The 20,163-nt window shown below is 69.0% G+C and carries 18 protein-coding genes; 13 read left to right on the forward strand and 5 right to left on the reverse strand.

Going from position 1 to position 20,163, the window contains the following annotated elements; genetic code table 11:
- Positions 1-35 precede the first annotated feature (35 nt).
- The 13 genes from AB4Z18_RS07755 (at position 36) to AB4Z18_RS07815 (ending at position 14,132) form a co-directional block, all read left to right on the forward strand.
- Entirely contained in the window at positions 36-1,388 is a 1,353-nt protein-coding gene (locus AB4Z18_RS07755) for a DUF58 domain-containing protein (RefSeq protein ID WP_441782106.1), read from the forward strand.
- A complete protein-coding gene (locus AB4Z18_RS07760) occupies positions 1,385-1,912 on the forward strand; it encodes a hypothetical protein (protein WP_441782107.1) in 528 nt (175 codons plus the stop codon). Before AB4Z18_RS07755 ends, AB4Z18_RS07760 begins: the two co-directional genes overlap by 4 nt.
- A 156-nt stretch (positions 1,913-2,068) precedes the next feature.
- The gene (gene uvrA, locus AB4Z18_RS07765) at positions 2,069-4,981 is read left to right on the forward strand and encodes an excinuclease ABC subunit UvrA (protein WP_441782108.1); all 2,913 of its coding nucleotides are present in this window, start codon (positions 2,069-2,071) and stop codon (positions 4,979-4,981) included.
- An 8-nt stretch (positions 4,982-4,989) separates the two neighbouring features.
- Positions 4,990-7,053, forward strand: a complete 2,064-nt coding sequence (gene uvrC / locus AB4Z18_RS07770; RefSeq protein ID WP_441782109.1) for an excinuclease ABC subunit UvrC — start codon at positions 4,990-4,992, stop codon at positions 7,051-7,053.
- Positions 7,054-7,087: 34 nt separating this feature from the next.
- The gene (rapZ, locus tag AB4Z18_RS07775) at positions 7,088-7,981 is read left to right on the forward strand and encodes an RNase adapter RapZ (RefSeq protein ID WP_441782110.1); all 894 of its coding nucleotides are present in this window, start codon (positions 7,088-7,090) and stop codon (positions 7,979-7,981) included.
- 55 nt (positions 7,982-8,036) lie between these two features.
- Positions 8,037-9,017: a DNA-binding protein WhiA gene (whiA, locus tag AB4Z18_RS07780; RefSeq protein ID WP_441782111.1), complete on the forward strand. Its 981-nt coding sequence runs from the start codon at positions 8,037-8,039 to the stop codon at positions 9,015-9,017.
- A 120-nt stretch (positions 9,018-9,137) separates the two neighbouring features.
- Complete coding sequence (locus tag AB4Z18_RS07785; RefSeq protein ID WP_441782112.1) at positions 9,138-9,764, forward strand: superoxide dismutase; 627 nt, start codon at positions 9,138-9,140, stop codon at positions 9,762-9,764.
- A 103-nt stretch (positions 9,765-9,867) separates the two neighbouring features.
- The gene (gap, locus tag AB4Z18_RS07790; RefSeq protein ID WP_441782113.1) at positions 9,868-10,872 is read left to right on the forward strand and encodes a type I glyceraldehyde-3-phosphate dehydrogenase; all 1,005 of its coding nucleotides are present in this window, start codon (positions 9,868-9,870) and stop codon (positions 10,870-10,872) included.
- Positions 10,873-10,887: 15 nt separating this feature from the next.
- Positions 10,888-12,105, forward strand: a complete 1,218-nt coding sequence (locus AB4Z18_RS07795) for a phosphoglycerate kinase (protein ID WP_441782114.1) — start codon at positions 10,888-10,890, stop codon at positions 12,103-12,105.
- Complete coding sequence (gene tpiA, locus AB4Z18_RS07800; RefSeq protein WP_441782115.1) at positions 12,093-12,896, forward strand: triose-phosphate isomerase; 804 nt, start codon at positions 12,093-12,095, stop codon at positions 12,894-12,896. The genes AB4Z18_RS07795 and tpiA overlap by 13 nt, the downstream gene beginning before the upstream one ends.
- A 70-nt stretch (positions 12,897-12,966) precedes the next feature.
- Positions 12,967-13,212, forward strand: coding sequence for a preprotein translocase subunit SecG (gene secG / locus AB4Z18_RS07805; protein WP_018191139.1), 246 nt, complete (start codon positions 12,967-12,969; stop codon positions 13,210-13,212).
- Between the two features lie 26 nt (positions 13,213-13,238).
- Entirely contained in the window at positions 13,239-13,604 is a 366-nt protein-coding gene (locus tag AB4Z18_RS07810) for an RNA polymerase-binding protein RbpA (RefSeq protein WP_441782116.1), read from the forward strand.
- 156 nt (positions 13,605-13,760) lie between these two features.
- Complete coding sequence (locus AB4Z18_RS07815) at positions 13,761-14,132, forward strand: hypothetical protein (protein ID WP_441782117.1); 372 nt, start codon at positions 13,761-13,763, stop codon at positions 14,130-14,132.
- On the opposite strand, the gene pgl is transcribed toward AB4Z18_RS07815, so the two are convergent.
- The 5 genes from pgl to tal are packed head-to-tail and all read right to left on the reverse strand — an operon-like array spanning position 14,113 to position 20,147.
- On the reverse strand, positions 14,113-14,883 hold the full coding sequence (pgl, locus tag AB4Z18_RS07820; RefSeq protein ID WP_441782118.1) for a 6-phosphogluconolactonase: 771 nt from the start codon (positions 14,881-14,883) through the stop codon (positions 14,113-14,115). The two genes, AB4Z18_RS07815 and pgl, sit on opposite strands and share 20 nt — an antisense overlap.
- Positions 14,880-15,845 (reverse strand): glucose-6-phosphate dehydrogenase assembly protein OpcA, encoded by a 966-nt coding sequence (locus AB4Z18_RS07825; RefSeq protein ID WP_441782119.1) that lies wholly within the window; start codon positions 15,843-15,845, stop codon positions 14,880-14,882. Before AB4Z18_RS07825 ends, pgl begins: the two co-directional genes overlap by 4 nt.
- The gene (zwf, locus tag AB4Z18_RS07830; RefSeq protein WP_441782120.1) at positions 15,842-17,383 is read right to left on the reverse strand and encodes a glucose-6-phosphate dehydrogenase; all 1,542 of its coding nucleotides are present in this window, start codon (positions 17,381-17,383) and stop codon (positions 15,842-15,844) included. Before zwf ends, AB4Z18_RS07825 begins: the two co-directional genes overlap by 4 nt.
- A gap of 26 nt (positions 17,384-17,409) precedes the next feature.
- The gene (locus AB4Z18_RS07835; protein ID WP_441782121.1) at positions 17,410-19,020 is read right to left on the reverse strand and encodes a glucose-6-phosphate isomerase; all 1,611 of its coding nucleotides are present in this window, start codon (positions 19,018-19,020) and stop codon (positions 17,410-17,412) included.
- Positions 19,017-20,147 carry a transaldolase gene (gene tal / locus AB4Z18_RS07840; RefSeq protein WP_441782122.1) on the reverse strand — a complete coding sequence of 377 codons (1,131 nt, stop codon included), beginning with the start codon at positions 20,145-20,147 and terminating at the stop codon, positions 19,017-19,019. The genes AB4Z18_RS07835 and tal overlap by 4 nt, the downstream gene beginning before the upstream one ends.
- Between the last annotated feature and the right edge of the window lie 16 nt (positions 20,148-20,163).

The following is a 20,163-nucleotide window of genomic DNA, read 5'->3' on the forward strand; positions in this document are numbered from 1 at the left end:
CGGGTAAGGCTGCGGCCGGCGCACCAGGCACGACGATGACACTCCGCACGAGCACGACGACACGGACCGCGTGGATGCTCAGCCCCGCTCTCGCCGCAGCCGTCGTCGTCGGCGCCATCGGGGTCGTCGCGGGTTTCGTGATGTCGCGGCTGGAGCCGGCCCTGGTCGGCGCGCCACTCCTCCTCGCGGCCGCCTTGGCGTGGGATCGCCGCCCCGGCCGTGTCCGTGAGGATCCCGCAGCGGGCGACGCGGTCACGGTGGCCGCCGAGGTCGCCGCGGACGGCGCCGTGCACAGCGACCGCGGCGTCGACGCGCTGACGGTCGAGGTGCGGGCGACCGCGGCACAGCATCCCGACGCCCTGCAGGTGCGGTTGACGCTCGGGACGGCTGCCCCGGTGGATGCGGTGCTCACGCCGCGTGCGGCGGCGAAACTCGGCAGCGAGGTCCCCGTCGTGCACTCCGGACGGCAGCGGGTCGCCTCCGTGGAGGTGCGAGCGGTCGGGGCGGACGCGGTCTGGGCCGGAGAGCCGGGGGAGGAGGCGGCGGTGGAGCGCGTGGTGCGCCCGGGTACCGTGCCGATCCGCAGCATCCCCCTCCCGAGCCGTCTTCTCGGACTGACCGGCCAGCACATCTCGACGCGACCGGGCGAGGGCGGCGAGTTCCGCGACATCGACGAGTTCCATCCGGGTGACCGGCTGCGTCGCATCGACTGGCGGGCCACCGCGCGTGCCGGGCGGGCGGGGGAGCTGTACGTGCGCCGCACCACCGCGACTTCGGACGCCGCCGTGCACCTCGTCGTCGACGCCCGCGACGATCTCAGCGCCGTCGTGGCCGACTGGTCCCGCGCCTACCCGCGGCCGGCCGTCTCCTCGCTCGATCTGGCGCGCGAGGCGGCGTCCTCCCTCGCCGTGGCGTATGCGGCGGCCGGCGACCGGGTCGGGTTCGACGATCTGGGCCAGTCGAGGCGCGTCCTCCCTCCGCGTGCGGGCGCCCGTCATCGGGAGCGCGTGCTCCGGGCGATCGAGCTGACCGCAGCGGACAACAGGGCCTACCATCGCGTCCGGGCGCCGCGGCTTTCGCCGGGTTCTCTGGCCGTGATGCTCTCGACCTTTCTCGACGACCAGGCGCTGACGCTCGCGCTCACCTGGCGGGCGGCGGGGCACCGGGTGATCGCCGTGGATGTCCTCCCTGCTCGGGATGCGCGCGACCTGTCCACACGCGACCTCCTGGCGCTGAGGACGATCGAACTGGAGCGGCGCCTCCGGCTCGACCAGCTGCAGGCCGGGGGCGTCGAGCTGCTCGCGTGGGAGGATGCGGCTGCTCGGCAGGGCGCCCTACGCGCGCTGGCCTCGGCGCCGGCACGGGCCTCGGCGAGGGCGCGGCGATGAGCGCGCGTCCGGAGTTCGGGGGACCGCCGGTCCTCGACGTCGCCACCGTTCCGGGCTGGTCGCTGCGCGTTCTCTTCGTCGCGATCGCCCTTCCGCTGGTCCTGGTGGGGGTTCCGGGCGGGCCGTGGTCGGCGATCGCGACCCTCCTCGTCGGCGTGGCCGTCTGGCGACCGCGCTGGCTCACCGCGTGGGTGCTCCTCGGCGTGCTGGTGCTGTCGTCCCTGATCGAACCGGGCACGGCGAGTCCGCGGCTGCTCGCGCTGATCGCCGGGGCGCACGCCCTGCATCTCATCGCCGCGTGGATGCTCGTGGTTCCGGCCGCGGCGCGGCTGCAACCCGCGGTGCTCCTGCCGTCGCTGCGCCGTTTCGTGCTCATCCAGGTGCCGGTCCAGGCGGCCGCCGTCCTGCTTCTGGTGTTCGGCGGAGGAACGGGCGAGCCGGTCCTCGCGGTCGTCTCGGGACTTGCGCTGGTAGCGCTCGTGGGGATGCTCCTCCCCGCGCTGATCCGGCGGTCGCCTCGGTGACGGGGTTCGAATGTCGGTGGTCGAGCCTAGACTCGCGGCTGCATGGGTGAACCGCGTCCATCCGGTAGAATCGAACACACGTTCGACCTGGCGGGCGAGGTGCGCGGTGGGCGAACAGCCCCGATTTCCCAGCACGGATGGCGGAGAATAGAGCGAGTGAGCAGCGGGCGAGTGAACAGCGAGACGGGAAACATCAGCAGAGTGACGGGGTCGCACCTCAGCGTGCGCGGAGCACGCGTGCACAACCTCCACAACGTCGACCTCGAGATCCCGCGCGATTCGATGGTCGTCTTCACAGGTCTGTCCGGATCGGGCAAGTCGTCGCTCGCGTTCGACACGATCTTCGCCGAGGGGCAGCGGCGCTACGTCGAGTCCCTGTCGGCATATGCGCGCCAGTTCCTCGGTCAGGTCGACCGGCCGGATGTGGACTTCATCGAGGGCCTGAGCCCCGCGGTCTCGATCGACCAGAAGTCCACCAACCGCAACCCGCGGTCGACCGTGGGCACGATCACCGAGATCTATGACTACATGCGACTGCTGTGGGCCCGCATCGGGGTTCCGCACTGTCCTATCTGCGGTGAGCGCATCCAGCGCCAGACGGTGCAGCAGATCGCCGACCAGCTCATGGAGCTGGAGCCGGGCACCCGGTACATGGTCGTCAGCCCCGTGGTCTCGCAGAAGAAGGGCGAGTTCGTCGACCTCTTCAAGGAGCTGGCCGCGAGCGGTTACTCGCGTGCGCTCGTCGACGGTGAGCAGATTCAGCTCTCCGACCCGCCCACGCTGAAGAAGCAGTACAAGCACGACATCTCGGTCGTGGTCGACCGTCTCGTCGCCGGTCCCGACATCCTGGGCCGCCTCACCGACTCCCTCGAGACGGCGCTCCGGCTGACCGACGGCCTCGTCCAGATCAACTACGTCGACCGCGAGGGAGCCGCGGCGTGGCAGAACTTCAGCGAGAAGCTCTCCTGCCCGAACGGCCACCCGATCCAGCTGACCGAGATCGAGCCGCGGACCTTCTCGTTCAACGCGCCGTTCGGCGCCTGCCCGGAGTGCTCGGGACTCGGCACGCGCATGTCGGTCGATGACGAGCTCCTGCTCGGCGATGACACGCTCAGCATCGCCGAGGGCGTCATCGTGCCGTGGACCACCCAGGGCAAGGGACTCTTCAACTACTACGAGAAGCTGCTCGACGGCCTCGCACGCGACCTGAAGTTCTCGCTGAAGACGCCGTGGAAGAAGCTGCCGGACAACGTCAAGGACGCGGTGCTCCACGGCGACAACTTCGAGGTCAAGGTGAAGTGGAAGAACCGCTACGGCCGCGAGATGTCGTACACCTCCGGCTTCGAGGGCGTGGTGCCGTACATCGAGCGCCAGTACCTCCAGGCCGAGACCGACACGCAGCGCGCCCGCTGGGCCGAGTACCTGCGTGAGGTGCCGTGCCCGGTCTGCGGTGGCAAGCGACTCAAGCCCGAGGTGCTCGCGGTGCTCGTGCACGGCAAGAGCATCGCGGACGCGTCGCAGCTGAGCCTCAGCGACGCCCGCACCTTCATGGAGAAGCTGCACCTGACCGAGCGGGAGCAGAAGATCGGCGCGCAGGTGCTGCGCGAGATCAAGATCCGCCTCGACTTCCTCATCCAGGTGGGCCTCAGTTACCTCGACCTGGCCCGCGCGGCAGGCACCCTGTCCGGCGGCGAGGCCCAGCGCATCCGCCTGGCGACGCAGATCGGTTCGGGCCTGACCGGAGTGCTCTACGTGCTCGACGAGCCGAGCATCGGCCTGCACCAGCGCGACAACCGCCGGCTCATCGACACGCTCGTCGCCCTCCGTGATCTCGGCAACACGCTGATCGTCGTCGAGCACGACGAGGACACCATCCGCACCGCCGACTGGATCGTCGACATCGGCCCCGGCGCAGGCGTGAACGGCGGCCACGTCGTCCACTCCGGCTCGTACGACGACCTGCTCGCGAACACCGACTCGCTGACCGGCGACTACCTGGCCGGCCGTCGCGAGATCGCGCTCCCCAGCAAGCGGCGCAAGGTCGACAAGAAGCGGATGATCCGGGTCGTGGATGCGGAGGCCAACAACCTGAAGAAGGTCACGGTCGACTTCCCGCTCGGCACGTTCGTCGCGGTCACCGGCGTCTCCGGCTCCGGCAAGTCGTCGCTCGTGAACGACATCCTGTACCGGGTGATGGCGAACAAGCTCAACGGCGCCCGCAAGGTGCCGGGCAAGCACCGCACGGTGACCGGACTCGAGAACCTCGACAAGGTCGTGCACGTCGACCAGGCGCCGATCGGGCGGACGCCCCGCTCGAACCCGGCGACCTACACGGGCGTGTTCGACCGCATCCGCAACCTGTTCGCGGAGACGCCCGAGGCGAAGGCCCGGGGCTACCTTCCCGGTCGGTTCAGCTTCAACGTCAAGGGCGGCCGCTGCGAGGCGTGCTCGGGCGACGGCACGATCAAGATCGAGATGAACTTCCTGCCAGACGTATACGTCGCGTGCGAGGTGTGCGGGGGAGCGCGGTACAACCGCGACACCCTCTCCGTGCACTACAAGGGCAAGAACATCGCCGAGGTGCTCGACATGCCGATCAGCGAGGCGGCGGAGTTCTTCCGGCCGATCTCGGCCATCCACCGCTACCTGCAGACGCTGGTGGATGTGGGGCTCGGCTATGTCCGGCTCGGCCAGAGCGCGACGACCCTGTCGGGTGGCGAGGCCCAGCGCGTGAAGCTCGCGACCGAGCTGCAGCGCCGGTCCAACGGCCGGAGCGTCTACGTGCTCGACGAGCCGACCACCGGTCTGCACTTCGAGGATGTCCGCAAGCTCCTGCTGGTCCTCAACGGACTGCTCGACAAGGGCAATACGGTGATCGTCATCGAGCACAACCTCGACGTCATCAAGTCCGCAGACTGGATCATCGACATGGGTCCGGAGGGCGGTGCCGGCGGCGGCGAGGTCATCGCGACCGGCACCCCGGAGAAGGTCGCCGAGACCCCGGGCAGCCACACCGGCTTCTTCCTCAAGGAGATGCTCCAGGGCGAGTCGGCTCGGGGCGCCGCGTAAGGCGCGCCGTGGCAGACACCGTCAGCTACCGGCCGAAGGCCGGCGAGATCCCGACGCAGCCGGGCGTGTACCGGTTCCGCGACAAGAACCGGCGCGTGCTCTACGTCGGCAAGGCGAAGAACCTCCGCGCCCGGCTGAGCAACTACTTCCAGCCGCTGCGGAGCCTCCACGAGCGCACCCGCCGCATGGTCACGACCGCGTCGAGCGTCGAATGGACGGTGGTCGGCACCGAGTACGAGGCGCTCCAGCTCGAGTACACCTGGATCAAGGAGTTCAATCCGCCGTTCAACGTCAAGTTCCGCGACGACAAGACGTACCCGTACCTCGCGGTGACCCTCGGCGACCGAATCCCGCGGGTCATGATCACGCGTAACCGCAACCTGAAGGATGCGCGCTACTTCGGCCCGTACACGAAGGTGTGGGCCATCCGCGAGACGGTCGACCTGATGCTGAAAGCGTTCCCGATGCGCAGCTGCTCGGACGGCGTCTACAAGCGCGCCGAGCAGACCGGGCGTCCGTGCCTGCTGGGCGACATCGGCAAGTGCGCGGCGCCGTGCGTCGGTCGCATCTCGCCGGAGGACCACAAATCGCTCGCCATCGACTTCGCGTCGTTCATGGCCGGCAACGACACCGGCTACCTCCGCGACCTGAACGAGAAGATGAAGCAGGCCGCCAGCACGATGGACTACGAGTCCGCAGCGCGGCACCGGGATGCCATCCAGGCGCTCGAGGGCGCGCTCGGCAAGAGCGCGGTCGTCCTGACCGAGAACATCGACGCGGATGTGTTCGGCATCGCCCACGACGAGCTCGCTGCGGCCGTGCAGCAGTTCATCGTCCGCGGCGGCCGCGTGCGCGGTGTCCGCAGCTGGGTGGTCGACAAGGAGCTCGACATGGAGCTCGGCGAGCTGGTCGAAACGGTCGTCCAGAACGCCTACGACGGCCCCGATGCCCCGCCACGCGAGATCCTCGTCCCCGAGCTGCCCGAAGACACGGCGGAGCTCGAGCAGTGGCTCACCCAGCGGCGCCGCGAGACGCCCGATCCGTCCGCCCCGCGCGGCCGGCACACCGGCCGGGTCGAACTGCGGACCGCGCAGCGGGGCGAGAAGGCCGCGCTCGCGCAGACCGTCTCGATGAACGCGAAGAACGCGCTCATCCTGTACAAGACCCGCCGCAGTTCCGACTTCGTGGCGCGCTCCCAGGCGCTGAACGACATCCAGGACGCCCTCGGCATGCCGGACGCGCCCCTGAGGATGGAGTGCTACGACGTCTCCCATCTGAGCGGCACGAACATCGTCGCGTCGATGGTCGTCTTCGAGGACGGCCTGCCCCGCAAGGACCAGTACCGCCGTTTCAGCATCCCCGAGTCCACGGACGACACCGAGTCGATCTACCAGGTCATCACCCGCCGGCTGGCCTACCTGAAGGACGGTTCGTCCGTCGATCCGGCCGCGGACGCCATCGGGGACGCCGCAGTCGACGCGACCGCGGAAGACACCGCGCTGGACGCCGAAGGGGCAGCGGGTGCCGACGAGGTGGTGGAGGCCGCGGCCGAGCGCCGTCGCCGCAAGTTCTCGTACCCGCCGAACCTGCTGCTCGTCGACGGCGGCCAGCCGCAGGTGGCCGCCGCCAAACGGGCGCTCGACGAGTCGGGCGTGACCGGAATCCAGCTCGCCGGCATCGCGAAGCGGCTCGAGGAGATCTGGCTGCCCGACTCCGACTTCCCGGTGATCCTGCCGCGGAACAGCGACGCGCTCTTCCTCATCCAGCGCCTCCGCGACGAGGCCCACCGCTTCGCCATCACGTACCAGCGTGCGCGCCGCAAGCGCGACATCGGCACGGTGCTGGGCGAGATCCCGGGGCTCGGCCCGTCGCGCGTGAAGGTGCTGCTCAAGCACTTCGGATCGGTAGCCCAGCTGAGGAAGGCCACTCCCGAGGAGATCGCCGAGGTGCGCGGGGTCGGCCCGACCCTCGCCACGGCCATCTTCGAGCGGTTGGCGGAGGGCGGCGCGACCGACGCTGCAACCGACAGCGCAGGTGAGCAGAGCGGTCAGGCGTCCGGGGTCAGTCGCTAGGCTGGACCTACACCGACACGGAGGAGACCGGACGATGGCCACCGACGACGACACTGTCGCAAGCGGGGAGCAACAGGAAGTACTCATCGTCACCGGGATGTCGGGGGCCGGCCGTTCGACGGTCGCCAACGCGCTGGAGGACCTCGACTGGTACGTGGTCGACAACCTCCCGCCGCAGATGCTGCGCCCGCTGATCGAACTCGCCAACCGGGCGGAGTCCGGGCTCCCGCGCATCGCGGCGGTGGTCGACGTGCGGGGCCGCAACTTCTTCGTCGACCTGCGCGACATGATCCAGAGCCTCCGCGAGGGCACCAAAGTGCGGGTGCTCTTCCTGGAGGCGTCGGATGCGGTGCTCGTGCGCCGCTTCGAGCAGGTGCGCCGGCCGCACCCGCTGCAGGGCGACGGGACGATCCTCGACGGGATCTCCGCCGAGCGCACGCGGCTGCGGGAGATCCGCGAGGCGAGCGACATCATCGTCGACACGACCGACCTCAACATCCACCAGCTGGCGACGAACATCACCGACACGTTCGCGGCGGAGGATGCGGCGGACGTGCAGGTCACGGTGATGAGCTTCGGCTTCAAGTACGGTCTGCCCGCCGACGCAGATCTGGTGGCCGACGCGCGGTTCCTCCCGAACCCGTTCTGGAACCCCGAATTGCGGCCCCACACGGGCCTCGAAGAGGTCGTGCGCGACTACGTGCTGGCGCAGGACGGCGCTGCCGAGTTCATCCAGGGGTACATCGCGGCGCTGCGCCCGATCATGACCGGCTACCAGCGCGAGAACAAACGACACGCGATGATCGCGATAGGCTGCACTGGCGGAAAACACCGGTCCGTCGCGATTGCGGAAGAGCTCGCGGCGCGGTTGCGCAGTTTCCCCGGTCTTGCGGTCAACACCAAGCACCGCGACCTCGGCCGTGAATGATCACGGCCTTTCCCTCCACGGCACCACCCCCGCCTTGAGACAGTAAGGAATCCGATTGGCTCTCACCTCCGACGTCAAGGACGAGCTCACGAAGGTCGAGGTCAGCAAGACCACGGTCCGAGCAGCAGAGCTGGCGACCATCCTCCGGTTCTCGGGCGGCCTGCACCTCATCGGCGGCCGGATCGCGGTGGAGAGCGAGCTCGACACCCCGGAGCTCGCACGGCGCGTCCGGAAAGACCTGGCGGAGCTCTACGGCGTCCGCAGCGAGGTGTCCGTCATCTCGGCATCCGGTCTGCGCCGCAGCAGCCAGTACCTGGTGCGCGTGCTCGACGGCGGCGAGACGCTCGCCCGGCAGACCGGCCTACTGGATGCGCGCCGCCGGCCGATCCGCGGCCTCCCGAACCGGCTGACGACGGGCTCGCGCGACGAGCTCGCCGCCGTCTGGCGCGGAGCGTTCCTGGCGCATGGATCGCTGACCGACCCCGGCCGTTCCGCGGCGCTCGAGATCACCTGCCCCGGCAACGAGGCCGCCATGGCCCTGGTCGGTGCGGCCGGCCGGATCGGCATCTCCGCGAAGGCCCGCGAGGTCCGCGGCGTCCACCGCGTCGTCATCCGCGACGGCGAGGCGATCAGCGCGATGCTGGTGGCGATGGGCGCCCTCCAGACCGTCACGAACTGGGAGGAGCTGCGTCAGCGCCGCGAAGTCCGCGCCAACGCCAACCGCCTGGTCAACTTCGACGACGCCAACCTGCGCCGCTCCGCCCAGGCCGCCGTCGCCGCCTGCGCCCGCGTCGAGCGCGCCCTCGAGATCCTCGGCCCGGACGTGCCGAAGCACCTGCGCTACGCGGGCGAGCTGCGGCTCGCGCACCGCGACTCCAGCCTCGACGAGCTCGGACACCACGCCGACCCGCCCATGACGAAGGATGCCGTGGCCGGCCGAATCCGCCGGCTCCTCGCCATGGCGGACAAGCGGGCGAGCGACCTGGGTATCCCCGGCACCGAGGCGAGCCTCCCCGCGGATCTGGACGAGGTGTAGCTTTCGCGGTGTACGTTTCGTAAGGGACTTGTGGCCGTCAGGAAGCATCCGACGGCCGCTCGGGTTGCTCTCAGCAGACTCGAGAAGTCGCTCGAATCACAACAACAGTGGAGATGAGTAATGGCTGACTACACGCTGCCGGACCTTCCGTACGACTACTCGGCCCTGGAGCCGAACATCAGCGGCCGGATCATGGAACTGCACCACGACAAGCACCACAAGACGTATGTGGACGGGGCCAACACCGCTCTCGCGAAGCTGGCCGAGGCCCGCGACGCCGACGACCTGACCTACGTCAACAAGCTCGAGAAGGACCTGGCGTTCAACCTCGCCGGTCACGTCAACCACACCGTGTTCTGGAACAACCTCTCCCCGGACGGCGGCGACAAGCCGGTCGGCGAGCTGGCCGCCGCGATCGACGAGTTCTTCGGCTCGTTCGACAAGTTCCGCGCCCACTTCACGGCGTCGGCTCTCGGCATCCAGGGCTCCGGCTGGTCGATCCTCGCGTGGGACTCCCTGGGTCAGAAGCTCATCATCGAGCAGCTCTACGACCACCAGGGCAACCTCGCTGCGGCGACCGTGCCGCTCCTCATGCTCGACATGTGGGAGCACGCCTTCTACCTCGACTACGTCAACGTGAAGGCCGACTACGTCAAGGCGTTCTGGAACATCACCAACTGGTCCGACGTCAATGACCGCTTCATCCGGACGCGCGAGAAGACCGCGGGTCTGCTGCTACTGTCGTAGGCGGGCTGGCGTCCCGGGAGGGAGCCTCCCGGGACGCCGCCGTCCGCACACAACACCTGACAAAGCGCGCCCTTCGGCGCCCATCGAGTAACTGGAGACATCTGTGTCCGTAAAGATCGGAATCAACGGGTTCGGTCGCATTGGTCGTAACTACCTGCGCGCGGCCCTTGCGAAGGGCAGCGAGCTCGAGATCGTCGCGGTGAACGACCTCACCGACAACAAGACGCTCGCGCACCTGCTCAAGTACGACTCCATCACGGGCCGTCTCGACGCCACCGTCGAGCTGGATGGCGACAACATCGTCGTCAACGGCAAGCCCATCAAGGTGCTCGCCGAGCGCGACCCCGCCAACCTCGGCTGGGGCGACCTGGGCGTCGACATCGTCATCGAGTCCACCGGACGCTTCACCAAGGCCGACGACGCGCGCAAGCACATCGAGGCGGGCGCCAAGAAGGTCATCATCTCGGCTCCGGCGACCGGCGAGGACGCCACGTTCGTCATGGGCGTGAACGAGCACCTGTACGACGCGGCGTCGCACAACATCATCTCGAACGCCTCCTGCACGACGAACTGCCTCGCGCCGCTCGCCAAGGTGTTCAACGACGAGTTCGGCATCGAGCGCGGTCTGATGACCACGGTCCACGCCTACACCGCCGACCAGAACCTGCAGGACGGCCCGCACTCCGACCTCCGCCGCGCTCGCGCCGCCGCGATCAACATCGTCCCGACCTCCACCGGCGCCGCGAAGGCCATCGGTCTCGTGCTCCCGGAGCTCAAGGGCAAGCTCGACGGCTTCGCGCTGCGCGTCCCGGTCCCCACCGGCTCGATCACCGACCTCACGGTCACCGCGTCGCGCCCGGTCACGGTCGACGAGGTCAAGGCGGCCTACAAGAAGGCGGCCGAAGGCCCCCTCAAGGGCATCCTGAAGTACACCGAGGACGAGATCGTCTCCAGCGACATCGTCTCCGACCCGCACTCCTCGATCTTCGACTCCGGTCTGCTGCGCATCCTCGGCGACCAGGTGAAGCTCTCGAGCTGGTACGACAACGAGTGGGGCTACTCCAACCGTCTCGTCGACCTGACCGAGTACGTCGCCGAGCGTCTCTGACCCCGGGGAACCGACGTGACGCTCCGCACTCTCGACTCACTCGGTTCGCTCGCCGGCAAGCGTGTCGTCGTCCGCTGTGATCTCAACGTGCCCCTGGAGGGCTCGAAGATCACGGACGACGGCCGCGTGCGGGCGTCGATCCCGACCCTCAACGCCCTGATCAATCAGGGTGCGAAGGTGGTCGTCGTCTCCCACCTGGGCCGCCCTGACGGCGCGCCCGACGCCAAGTACAGCCTGGCGCCGGTCGCGCAGCGGCTCTCCGAGCTCCTCGGCGCGCCGGTGACCTTCGCGAAGGACACCGTCGGCGGTGGCGCGAAGGAAGCCGTGGACGGCCTGAAGGACGGCGACGTGGCGCTCCTGGAGAACCTCCGGTTCAACCCGGGGGAGACCTCCAAGGACGACGCGGAGCGGAAGGCGTTCGCCGAGAAGCTCGCGGCGTTCGGCGACGCGTTCGTCTCCGACGGCTTCGGTGTCGTGCACCGCAAGCAGGCGAGCGTCTACGAGCTCGCGCAGCTGCTGCCGAGTGCCGCGGGAACACTGATCCAGGCCGAGCTCGAGGTGCTCGACCGGCTGACCGAGAACCCGGAGCGGCCGTACGCGGTCGTCCTCGGCGGTTCGAAGGTCTCCGACAAGCTGGGCGTCATCGGGCACCTGCTGCCGAAGGTCAACTCGTTGCTCATCGGCGGCGGGATGCTGTTCACCTTCCTCGCGGCGAAGGGCCTGAAGGTCGGTTCGAGTCTGCTCGAAGCCGACCAGATCGAGACCGTGAAGGGCTACCTCGCCACGGCGGAGGAGCTCGGGGTCGAGATCGTGCTTCCCCGCGATGTCGTGGTGGCCTCGAAGTTCGGCGCCGATGCGGAGCACGCTGTGCGTCCGATCGACGCCATCGAGGACACCGACTGGGGCGACAAGGGTCTCGGCCTCGACATCGGCCCGGAGACCGCTGAACTCTTCTCGGAGTACGTCCGCGGCGCGCGCACCGTCTTCTGGAACGGCCCCATGGGCGTGTTCGAGCTGGCGCCGTTCGCCGCCGGCACGAAGGCCGTCGCGCAGGCGCTGACCGAGGTCGACGGCCTGAGCGTCGTCGGCGGAGGCGACTCCGCAGCCGCCGTCCGCGCCCTCGGTTTCCGTGACGACCAGTTCGGTCACATCTCGACGGGCGGAGGCGCCAGCCTCGAGTTCCTCGAAGGCAAGCGTCTCCCCGGTCTGGAGGTCCTCGGATGGCAGCAGTGAGCGCCTCGGTGCGGCGTGTGCCGCTCATCGCCGGCAACTGGAAGATGAACCTGGACCACCTCCAGGCGATCGCATTCGTGCAGAAGCTGGCGTGGACGCTGAAAGACGCGGGGCACGACTACTCCGCGGTCGAGGTGGCGGTCTTCCCGCCCTTCACCGACCTGCGCAGCGTTCAGACGCTGATCTCGGCCGACAAGCTCCCGCTCGCCTTCGGGGGGCAGGACGTGTCGGAGCACGAGTCCGGCGCCTACACAGGCGAGATTTCGGCCGCATTCCTGGAGGCGCTGGAGTCGCGCTACGTCATCATCGGGCACTCCGAGCGGCGCACGCTGCACGGCGAGACCGACGAGCAGGTGGCCGGCAAGGTGGCCGCTTCTCTGAAGCACAACATCGCGCCCATCATCTGCGTCGGAGAGACGGCGGAAGACCTTGAGACGCACGGCGCGAGTGCCGTTCCGGTCGCGCAGCTGCGTGCTGCGCTCTCGAAGGTCGACTCCGCGGCCGACTTCGTCGTCGCGTACGAGCCGGTCTGGGCGATCGGCTCCGGCCAGGCCGCGACTCCCGAGCAGGCGGGGCAGGTCGCTGCTGCGCTACGCGCGGTGATCGTGGAGCTGCTCGGCGAGGATGTGGCGGCGAAGACGCGCATCCTCTACGGCGGATCGGTGAAGTCGGGCAACATCGCCGCCTTCATGCGCGAGCCCAACGTGGACGGCGCCCTCGTCGGTGGAGCGAGCCTGGACGTGAACGAGTTCGCCGCGATCGTCCGCTATCAGAAGCACGTCGGTCTCTGACCGGGTCGCAAGTTATACTGGACGTTGGTCTTACCCGGGCGGAGCCCGGACGCTTCCCGAAAGGTACCCCGTGCTGATTCTCCAGGTCGTCCTGCAGGTGCTGCTGGGCATCACCAGCCTGCTGCTGACGCTGCTCATCCTGCTGCACAAGGGCCGTGGTGGTGGTCTGTCCGACATGTTCGGCGGCGGAGTCACCTCCAACCTCGGTGCGTCCGGTGTGGCCGAGCGCAACCTCAACCGCATCACGGTGATCCTCGGGCTGATCTGGATCACCTGCATCGTGGTGCTCGGTCTGATCACCAAGTTCAGCGCGTAAGCGCACACTGAAGAAGGAGAGACTGCATGGCTTCCGGAGGCAGTGCAATTCGTGGCTCGCGCGTCGGCGCGGGTCCCATGGGCGAACAGGACCGCGGGTTCCACGCGGACCGCGTCGCGGTGTCCTACTGGGACGCTCTCGGCAACGAGACCGTCCGGTACTTCGCGGCGAATCTTCCTGAGGAAGAGATCCCCGACATCATCGACTCGCCGTCGTCGGGCCTTCCCGCCGGCCGCGACAAGGAGAACCCGCCGTCGGTCGCCAAGACGGAGCCCTACAAGACGCACCTCGCGTACGTGAAGGAGCGCCGCAGCGAGGAAGAGGCGGAGCAGCTGCTCGACGACGCCCTCAACCAGCTGCGCGCCCGTCGGGGCCGACCCACCACCAACTGACGCGTCGCGTCGAACAGGCCGTCCACCTCCGGGTGGGCGGCCTTTTCGCGCGGCTGCCGGGCTACACTGCGTCCCAGACGAGAGGGGCCAGGGATGCGCGGGTCGCCACAGGAACCACCAGGCGTTCCGGGAGCGCTCGGAGAGACGGTGGGCCGGGTGAGCCTGCTCGCCCTACTCGAGGAGGCGGTGGTCGCCGCCGGCCGCGCGGAGCAGGTTCTCACTCGGGCCGAAGACGGATCGCCGCCCACGGCCGGAGACGCACGCCTCGCCCTGCACCTGCGCATTCGATTCGCCGAGTTGCAGCGCTGGGTCGACGACCTGGAACTCTCGGGCCGTGACGCAGAGGTCCGGGACGAGACGGCGCGGTTGCTGGCGTTCTACCTGCACCTGCTGACGCATGCGTTCGACCGCCGCATCGCCGAAGCAGGGCGCGACCGGCTGGCGATCCGCAGTCGCGGACCACTCACCGGCGCGCCCTGCGCGCGGCTGACGACGCTTCGGGAGCGGGTCAGTAGCTGGGTGCGATGAGGTTCTCGGGCACGTCGACCGAGGCTTCCTTGTCCACGAAGAACACGGTGCGCTTGCGGCCCTTGGCGCCTGCCACCGGAACCTCGGTGAAGCTCGCGCCGGCGAGGGCGAGCCCGAGAGCGCTCGCCTTGTCGCTGCCGGCAAGCACCAGCCAGATCCGGTCGGATGCGTTCAGCACCGGGCGGGTGAGGCTCAGGCGCGCCGGCGGAGGCTTGGGCGACTCGCGCTCGGCGATCACCGTCTTCTCCGTCTCGCGGATGCCGGGGCGGTCCGGGAACAGGGAGGCGATGTGCCCGTCCGGTCCCACGCCGAGGAAGGTGATGTCGAACTTCGGGAACGGCGCGCCGTCCGTGCCGAACGCCTCCAGCTCGGCCGCATACAGGCGAGCGGCCTCGTCGATGTCCGATACCTCGTCCGACGACGGGAACGGGTGGATGTTCTCCGGAGGAACCGCGATGTGGTCGAGCAGGGCCTCCCGGGCCTGGCGCTCGTTGCGGTCCGGGTCGTCCCGCGGCACGAACCGCTCGTCGCCCCACCAGAAGTGCACCCTCGACCAGTCGATGGTGTCGCGAGCGGGGGAGGAGTTGACCGCCTCCAGCACTGCGATGCCCATCGTGCCTCCGGTCAGCGCGATGTTGGCGCCGCCGAGATCGTCGAGGATGTCGATCGTCTTGGTGAGGAAGCGCGCGGCGACCGACGCCGTCAGGGCCTCCTTGTCCGGGTGGACGAGCACCCGCCGTTCGTTCGTCATGCCCTGGCGCCTGCTCCTTCGTCAGAGGTCTCCAGTAGTGCGAGACCCTTCGTGATCACCTCACCGTAGAGGTCGTCCGGGTCCAGCCTACGCAGTTCCTCGGCCAGGCAGTCCCGCAGGTTGCGGCGTGGCAGGGAGAGGTCGTGGGTGGGCTGGCCCGGCTGCGACAGGCGGGCGACGTTAGGGATCTCGCGCTGGAGCTCGATGTCGCCGGTGGCGCGCGACATCTTGACGCCGTGGATGCCGCCGGAGCCGATCGCGCGCGAGGCGAGGTCGTACTGCACGGGCACCTGCAGCTGCAGTCGCAGCCAGGCGGCGAGGAGCAGGGTCGAGGGGGAGTCGGAGGCACCCGCCACGTCGACGGCTGTAATCGGCTCGTACGGCGGCTGGTCGAGCACCGCGGCGAGCTGCGCCCGCCACAGGGTGAGCCGCGTCCAGGCGAAGTCCGTGTCGCCGGGGGCGTACGTCTTCCCCAGGTGGAACAGGAACTCCTGCGGGTTCAGCTGAGCCGAGGCATCCGTGATCCGACGGGTCGCGATGCGGCCCAGCGGCGAGGTGGATGCCTTCTCGGGCGCGATCCCAGGCCACCAGACGACGACGGGGGCGTCGGGAAGGAGCAGGCCGGTGACCAGTCCCTCCTCGTCGCTCGCCGTCTCGCCGTAGGCGCGGAGGACGATGACCTCGCTCGCGCCGGCGTCGCCGCCGACCCGGATCTGGGCGTCGAGGCGGGCTTCGCCGCCCTTGTGCTCCCGGTCCTCCTCGGTGGACACCACGATGACGCGCATCGGGTGCTCGCGGGAGGCGTCGTTGGCGGCCTCGATGGCCTCCTCCTCCTGCCCGAGGTGGGTGGCGATGATCAGGGTGAGCACGCGCCCGAGGGCGACGGCGCCGCCCTCTTCGCGGATCTTGACCAGCGCCTTCGAGATGTTGCTGACGGTCGTCGCGGGAAGGTCGACGATCATGGACGCCTCCAGACCCGGCCGTCGCGCTCGAGGAGCTCGTCGGCCGATTTCGGGCCCCAGGTTCCGGGGCGGTACTGCTCGGGCTGGCCCTGCGTGGCCCAGAAGTCCTCGATCGGGTCGAGGATCTTCCAGGAGAGCTCGACCTCCTCGTGGCGGGGGAACAGCGGCGGGTCGCCGAGCAGCACATCCAGGATGAGCCGCTCGTACGCCTCGGGGCTCGCCTCGGTGAAGGCGTGCCCGTAGCCGAAGTCCATGCTCACGTCGCGCACCTGCATGCCGGCGCCCGGGACCTTCGAGCCGAAGCGGATGGTCACACCCTCGTCGGGCTGCACCCGGATGACGAGTGCGTTCTGGCCGAGCGCGCTGGTCTGCGACTCCGCGAAGAGCTGCTGCGGCGCGCGCTTGAAGACGACCGCGATCTCGGTGACGCGGCGGCCGAGGCGCTTGCCCGCGCGGAGGTAGAACGGGACGCCCGCCCAGCGGCGGGTGCCGATCTCCAGCTTGATCGCGGCGTAGGTCTCGGTGGTGGACTGGGGATTCATCCCGTCCTCCTCCAGGAAGCCGACGACCTTCTCGCCGCCCTGCCAGCCGCTGCCGTACTGCCCGCGGGCGGTCGACTTCGCGAGGTCCTTGGGCAGACGGACCGCAGCGAGCACCTTCTCCTTCTCGGCGCGCAGGTCTGCGGCGTTGAACGAGATGGGCTCCTCCATCGCGGTGAGCGCGAGGAGCTGCAGCAGGTGGTTCTGGATGACGTCGCGCGCCGCTCCGATGCCGTCATAGTAGCCGGCACGGCCGCCCACTCCGATGTCCTCGGCCATGGTGATCTGCACGTGGTCGACGTAGTTGGCGTTCCAGATCGGCTCGTACAGCTCATTGGCGAAGCGCAGCGCCAGGATGTTCTGAACCGTCTCTTTGCCGAGGTAGTGGTCGATGCGGAACACCGAGTCCGGCGGGAAGACCGTCTCGACCACGGCGTTCAGCTCGCGCGCCGACTGCAGGTCGTGACCGAACGGCTTCTCGATGACGACGCGCCGCCAGCCCTCGCCGGACTGGTCGGCGAGACCGGACCGCTTGAGCTGCTCGGTGACGATCGGGAACGCCTTCGGCGGGATCGACAGGTAGAACGCGTGGTTCCCCATCGTGCCGCGTTCGGCATCCAGGTCTTCGACCGTCTGCTTCAGGCGCTGGAACGCGTCGTCGTCGTCGAACTCCCCTGGAACGAAGCGGATGCCCTGCGCGAGCTGCTGCCACACGTCATCGTCGAACGGCGTGCGTGCGTACTGCTTGACCGCGTCGTAGACGACCTTCTCGAAGTCCTGGTCCTCCCAGTCACGCCGGGCGAAGCCGACGAGGGAGAACCCGGGCGGCAGGAGGCCGCGGTTCGCGAGGTCGTACACCGCGGGCATCAGCTTCTTGCGGGACAGGTCGCCTGTCACTCCGAAGATGATGAGGCTGCTGGGCCCCGCGATGCGATTGAGACGACGGTCGGAGGGCAACCGCAACGGGTTGAACTCCGGGGTGATCTCCACCGGTGACAAGTGACTGTTCTCCTTTATCGACGGCTTCAGTTGACGGCCTCGAACAGCGAGACGACATCCGCCTCGGGGTTCGTGAGGGTCAACGTGAGCACCGGGCGGCCGTGCTCGCCGAGGACGCTTGCGTCGCCGGCGGCCTGGGCCTGGATGAGCTGCCCGAAGGTGAAGGGACGGCCGGGGATCTCGAGGTCCTCCGACGGCGTCGCGGTGAGCTGCAGGAACACGCCGACAGCCGGGCCGCCCTTGTGGAACTGACCGGTGGAGTGCAGGAACCGCGGACCCCAGCCGAAGGTGACCGGACGGCCGGCCTTCGCCGCCAGCAGGTCGCGGATGCCCGCGAGCTGGGGGAGGGCGAGCCGGTCGACGTAGGCCTGCACCGCGACGTAGCCGTCGGGACCGAGCTGCGCGAGGAGCGCATCCACTGCCGCGTCGAGCGTCGTCGCAGCGCCGAGGAACGAACCTGTCGTGCGCACTTCGATGCCGCCCGCGGTGAACGCGGGGGCGACGGGCTCAGGACGGTTGTCCAGCAGCGAGCGGGCGGCGACCTTGGCGGCCTCCACGTCGGGCTGGTCGAACGGGTTGATGCCGAGCAGACGACCAGCGACCGCGACGGCGTACTCCCAGACGATGAGCTGGGCGCCGAGGCTTCCCGAGACGAGGATCTCGCCCTCGTGGCGGTCCGCCGGGAACAGGTGGTGGGCCTCGGCGTTGGCGACGAGACGCACGACCTGCAGGTCGGCCGGCTTCGACTCGAGCTCGGGGGCGAGCTTGTCGAGCACGACGGGGAGGAGCCCCGTGCCGTTCTTTCCGGTGGACTCGGCGATCAGCTGCTCGGCCCAGTCGGCGAAGCCGACGATGTGCGTCCCGTCGGCGACGATGCCCAGCTTGTCCTTCAGCGGGCTCGTGCCGGCGATGGCGGCGCCGAGCACGAGGCCCGGGTTCTGCTGGTTGTCGACCGCGAGCTCGATCTGCGTGGCGTCCGCCTCGTCGAGCAGCGCGTCGAGGTCGACTCCGGCGAGGCCCGACGGGACCAGACCGAATGCGGTCAGCGCCGAGTAGCGTCCGCCGACATTCGGGTCGGCGTTGAAGACGCGGTAGCCGGCCTCGCGCGCCGACTGGTCGAGCGGCGAGCCCGGGTCTGTGACGACGACGATGCGCTCGCGCGGGTCGATGCCGGCATCCTGGAACCACTTCTCGTAGACCCGGCGCTGGCTGTCCGTCTCGAGCGTCGAGCCCGACTTGGACGAGACGACCAGCGCGGTGGCCTGGAGCCGGTCGCGGAGCGCCGAGAGCACCTGGCCCGGGTCGGTCGAGTCGAGCACGGTCAGCTCGGCCTCGTCCGTCCGGGTGATGACCTCCGGCGCGAGCGACGAGCCGCCCATGCCGGCCAGGGCGATGTGGTTCACGCCCTTGGCGCGGAGCTCGTCGCGCAGGGCGACGATCTCCGGAACCAGGGGACGTGAGATGGCGACCGCTTCGGTCCAGCCGAGGCGCTTGCTCGCCTCGGGCTCGGCCTCCGGCCCCCAGAGGGCCGGCTCCTGCGCCGCGATACCGGACGCCACCCTGTCGGCGACGAGCTGCGGGACGACGGTGCGGACGGCCTCGGCGGCCGGGCCCGTGACGTGGATGCGGAACGTCACTTGGCTGCTCCCTCGAGGGCGTTCTTCACGGTCTCGACGAGCTCGCCCCACGACACGACGAACTTGTCGACGCCCTCGCGCTCGAGGGTCTCGGTGACATCGTCGTAGGAGATGCCGAGGTCGGCCAGCTTGTTGAGCACGTCGTTCGACTCGGCGTAGGTGCCGGTGACCGTGTCGCCGGTGATGTTGCCGTGGTCGAAGGTCGCGTCGAGCGTCTTCTCGGGCATGGTGTTGACCACGTTCGGGGCGACGAGGGCCTCGACGTAGAGCGTGTCGGACAGGCTCGGGTCCTTCACACCGGTGGAGGCCCACAGCGGGCGCTGCTCGTTCGCTCCGGCCTCGACCAGGAGCTTGGCGCGCTCGGTGGCGAACTGCTGCTCGTACACCTCGTAGGCGAGGCGTGCGTTGGCGATGCCGGCCTTGCTCTTGAGGCCCTCGGCCTCGTCGGTGCCGATGGCGCTGAGGCGCTTGTCCACCTCGGTGTCGACGCGCGAGACGAAGAACGAGGCGACCGAGTGGATGCCGGACAGGTCGATGCCCGCCTCCTTGGCCTTCTCGAGACCCGTGAGGTACGCGTTGATGACCTCGCGGTAGCGCTCCAGGCTGAAGATCAGGGTCACGTTGACGCTGATGCCTGCGGCGATCGTCTCGGTGATGGCCTCGAGGCCCTCGGTCGTCGCCGGGATCTTGATCATCACGTTGGGCTTCTGGATCTTGTCCGAGAGCTTCTTGGCGGCCTCGATGGTGGCCTTGGTGTCGCGGGCGAGACCCGGGGCGACCTCGATGGACACGCGACCGTCGACGCCGTTCGAGCGTTCGAAGACCTCGTGGAAGATGTCGCTCGCGTTGGCGACGTCGTCGGTGGTGATCTCGAAGATCGCGTCGTCGACGCTCACGCCGGCGGCGGCGAGCTGGCGGACCTGCTCGTCGTACGCCTCGCCCTTGGAGAGGGCGGCCGCGAAGATGGTCGGGTTGGTGGTCACGCCGACCACGTTCTTCTGGGCGATGAGGTCGACCAGGCTCCCGGAGTTGATGCGCTCACGCGAGAGGTCGTCCAGCCAGATGCTGACGCCGGCAGCCGAGAGGGCTGCGGTGGGGGTTTCGGTAGTAGAAGTGGTGTCGGTCATTTTCTCTTATCTCCTC

It is taken from the genome of Leifsonia sp. 2TAF2 (assembly GCF_052115085.1).
Lineage (GTDB): Bacteria > Actinomycetota > Actinomycetes > Actinomycetales > Microbacteriaceae > Leifsonia.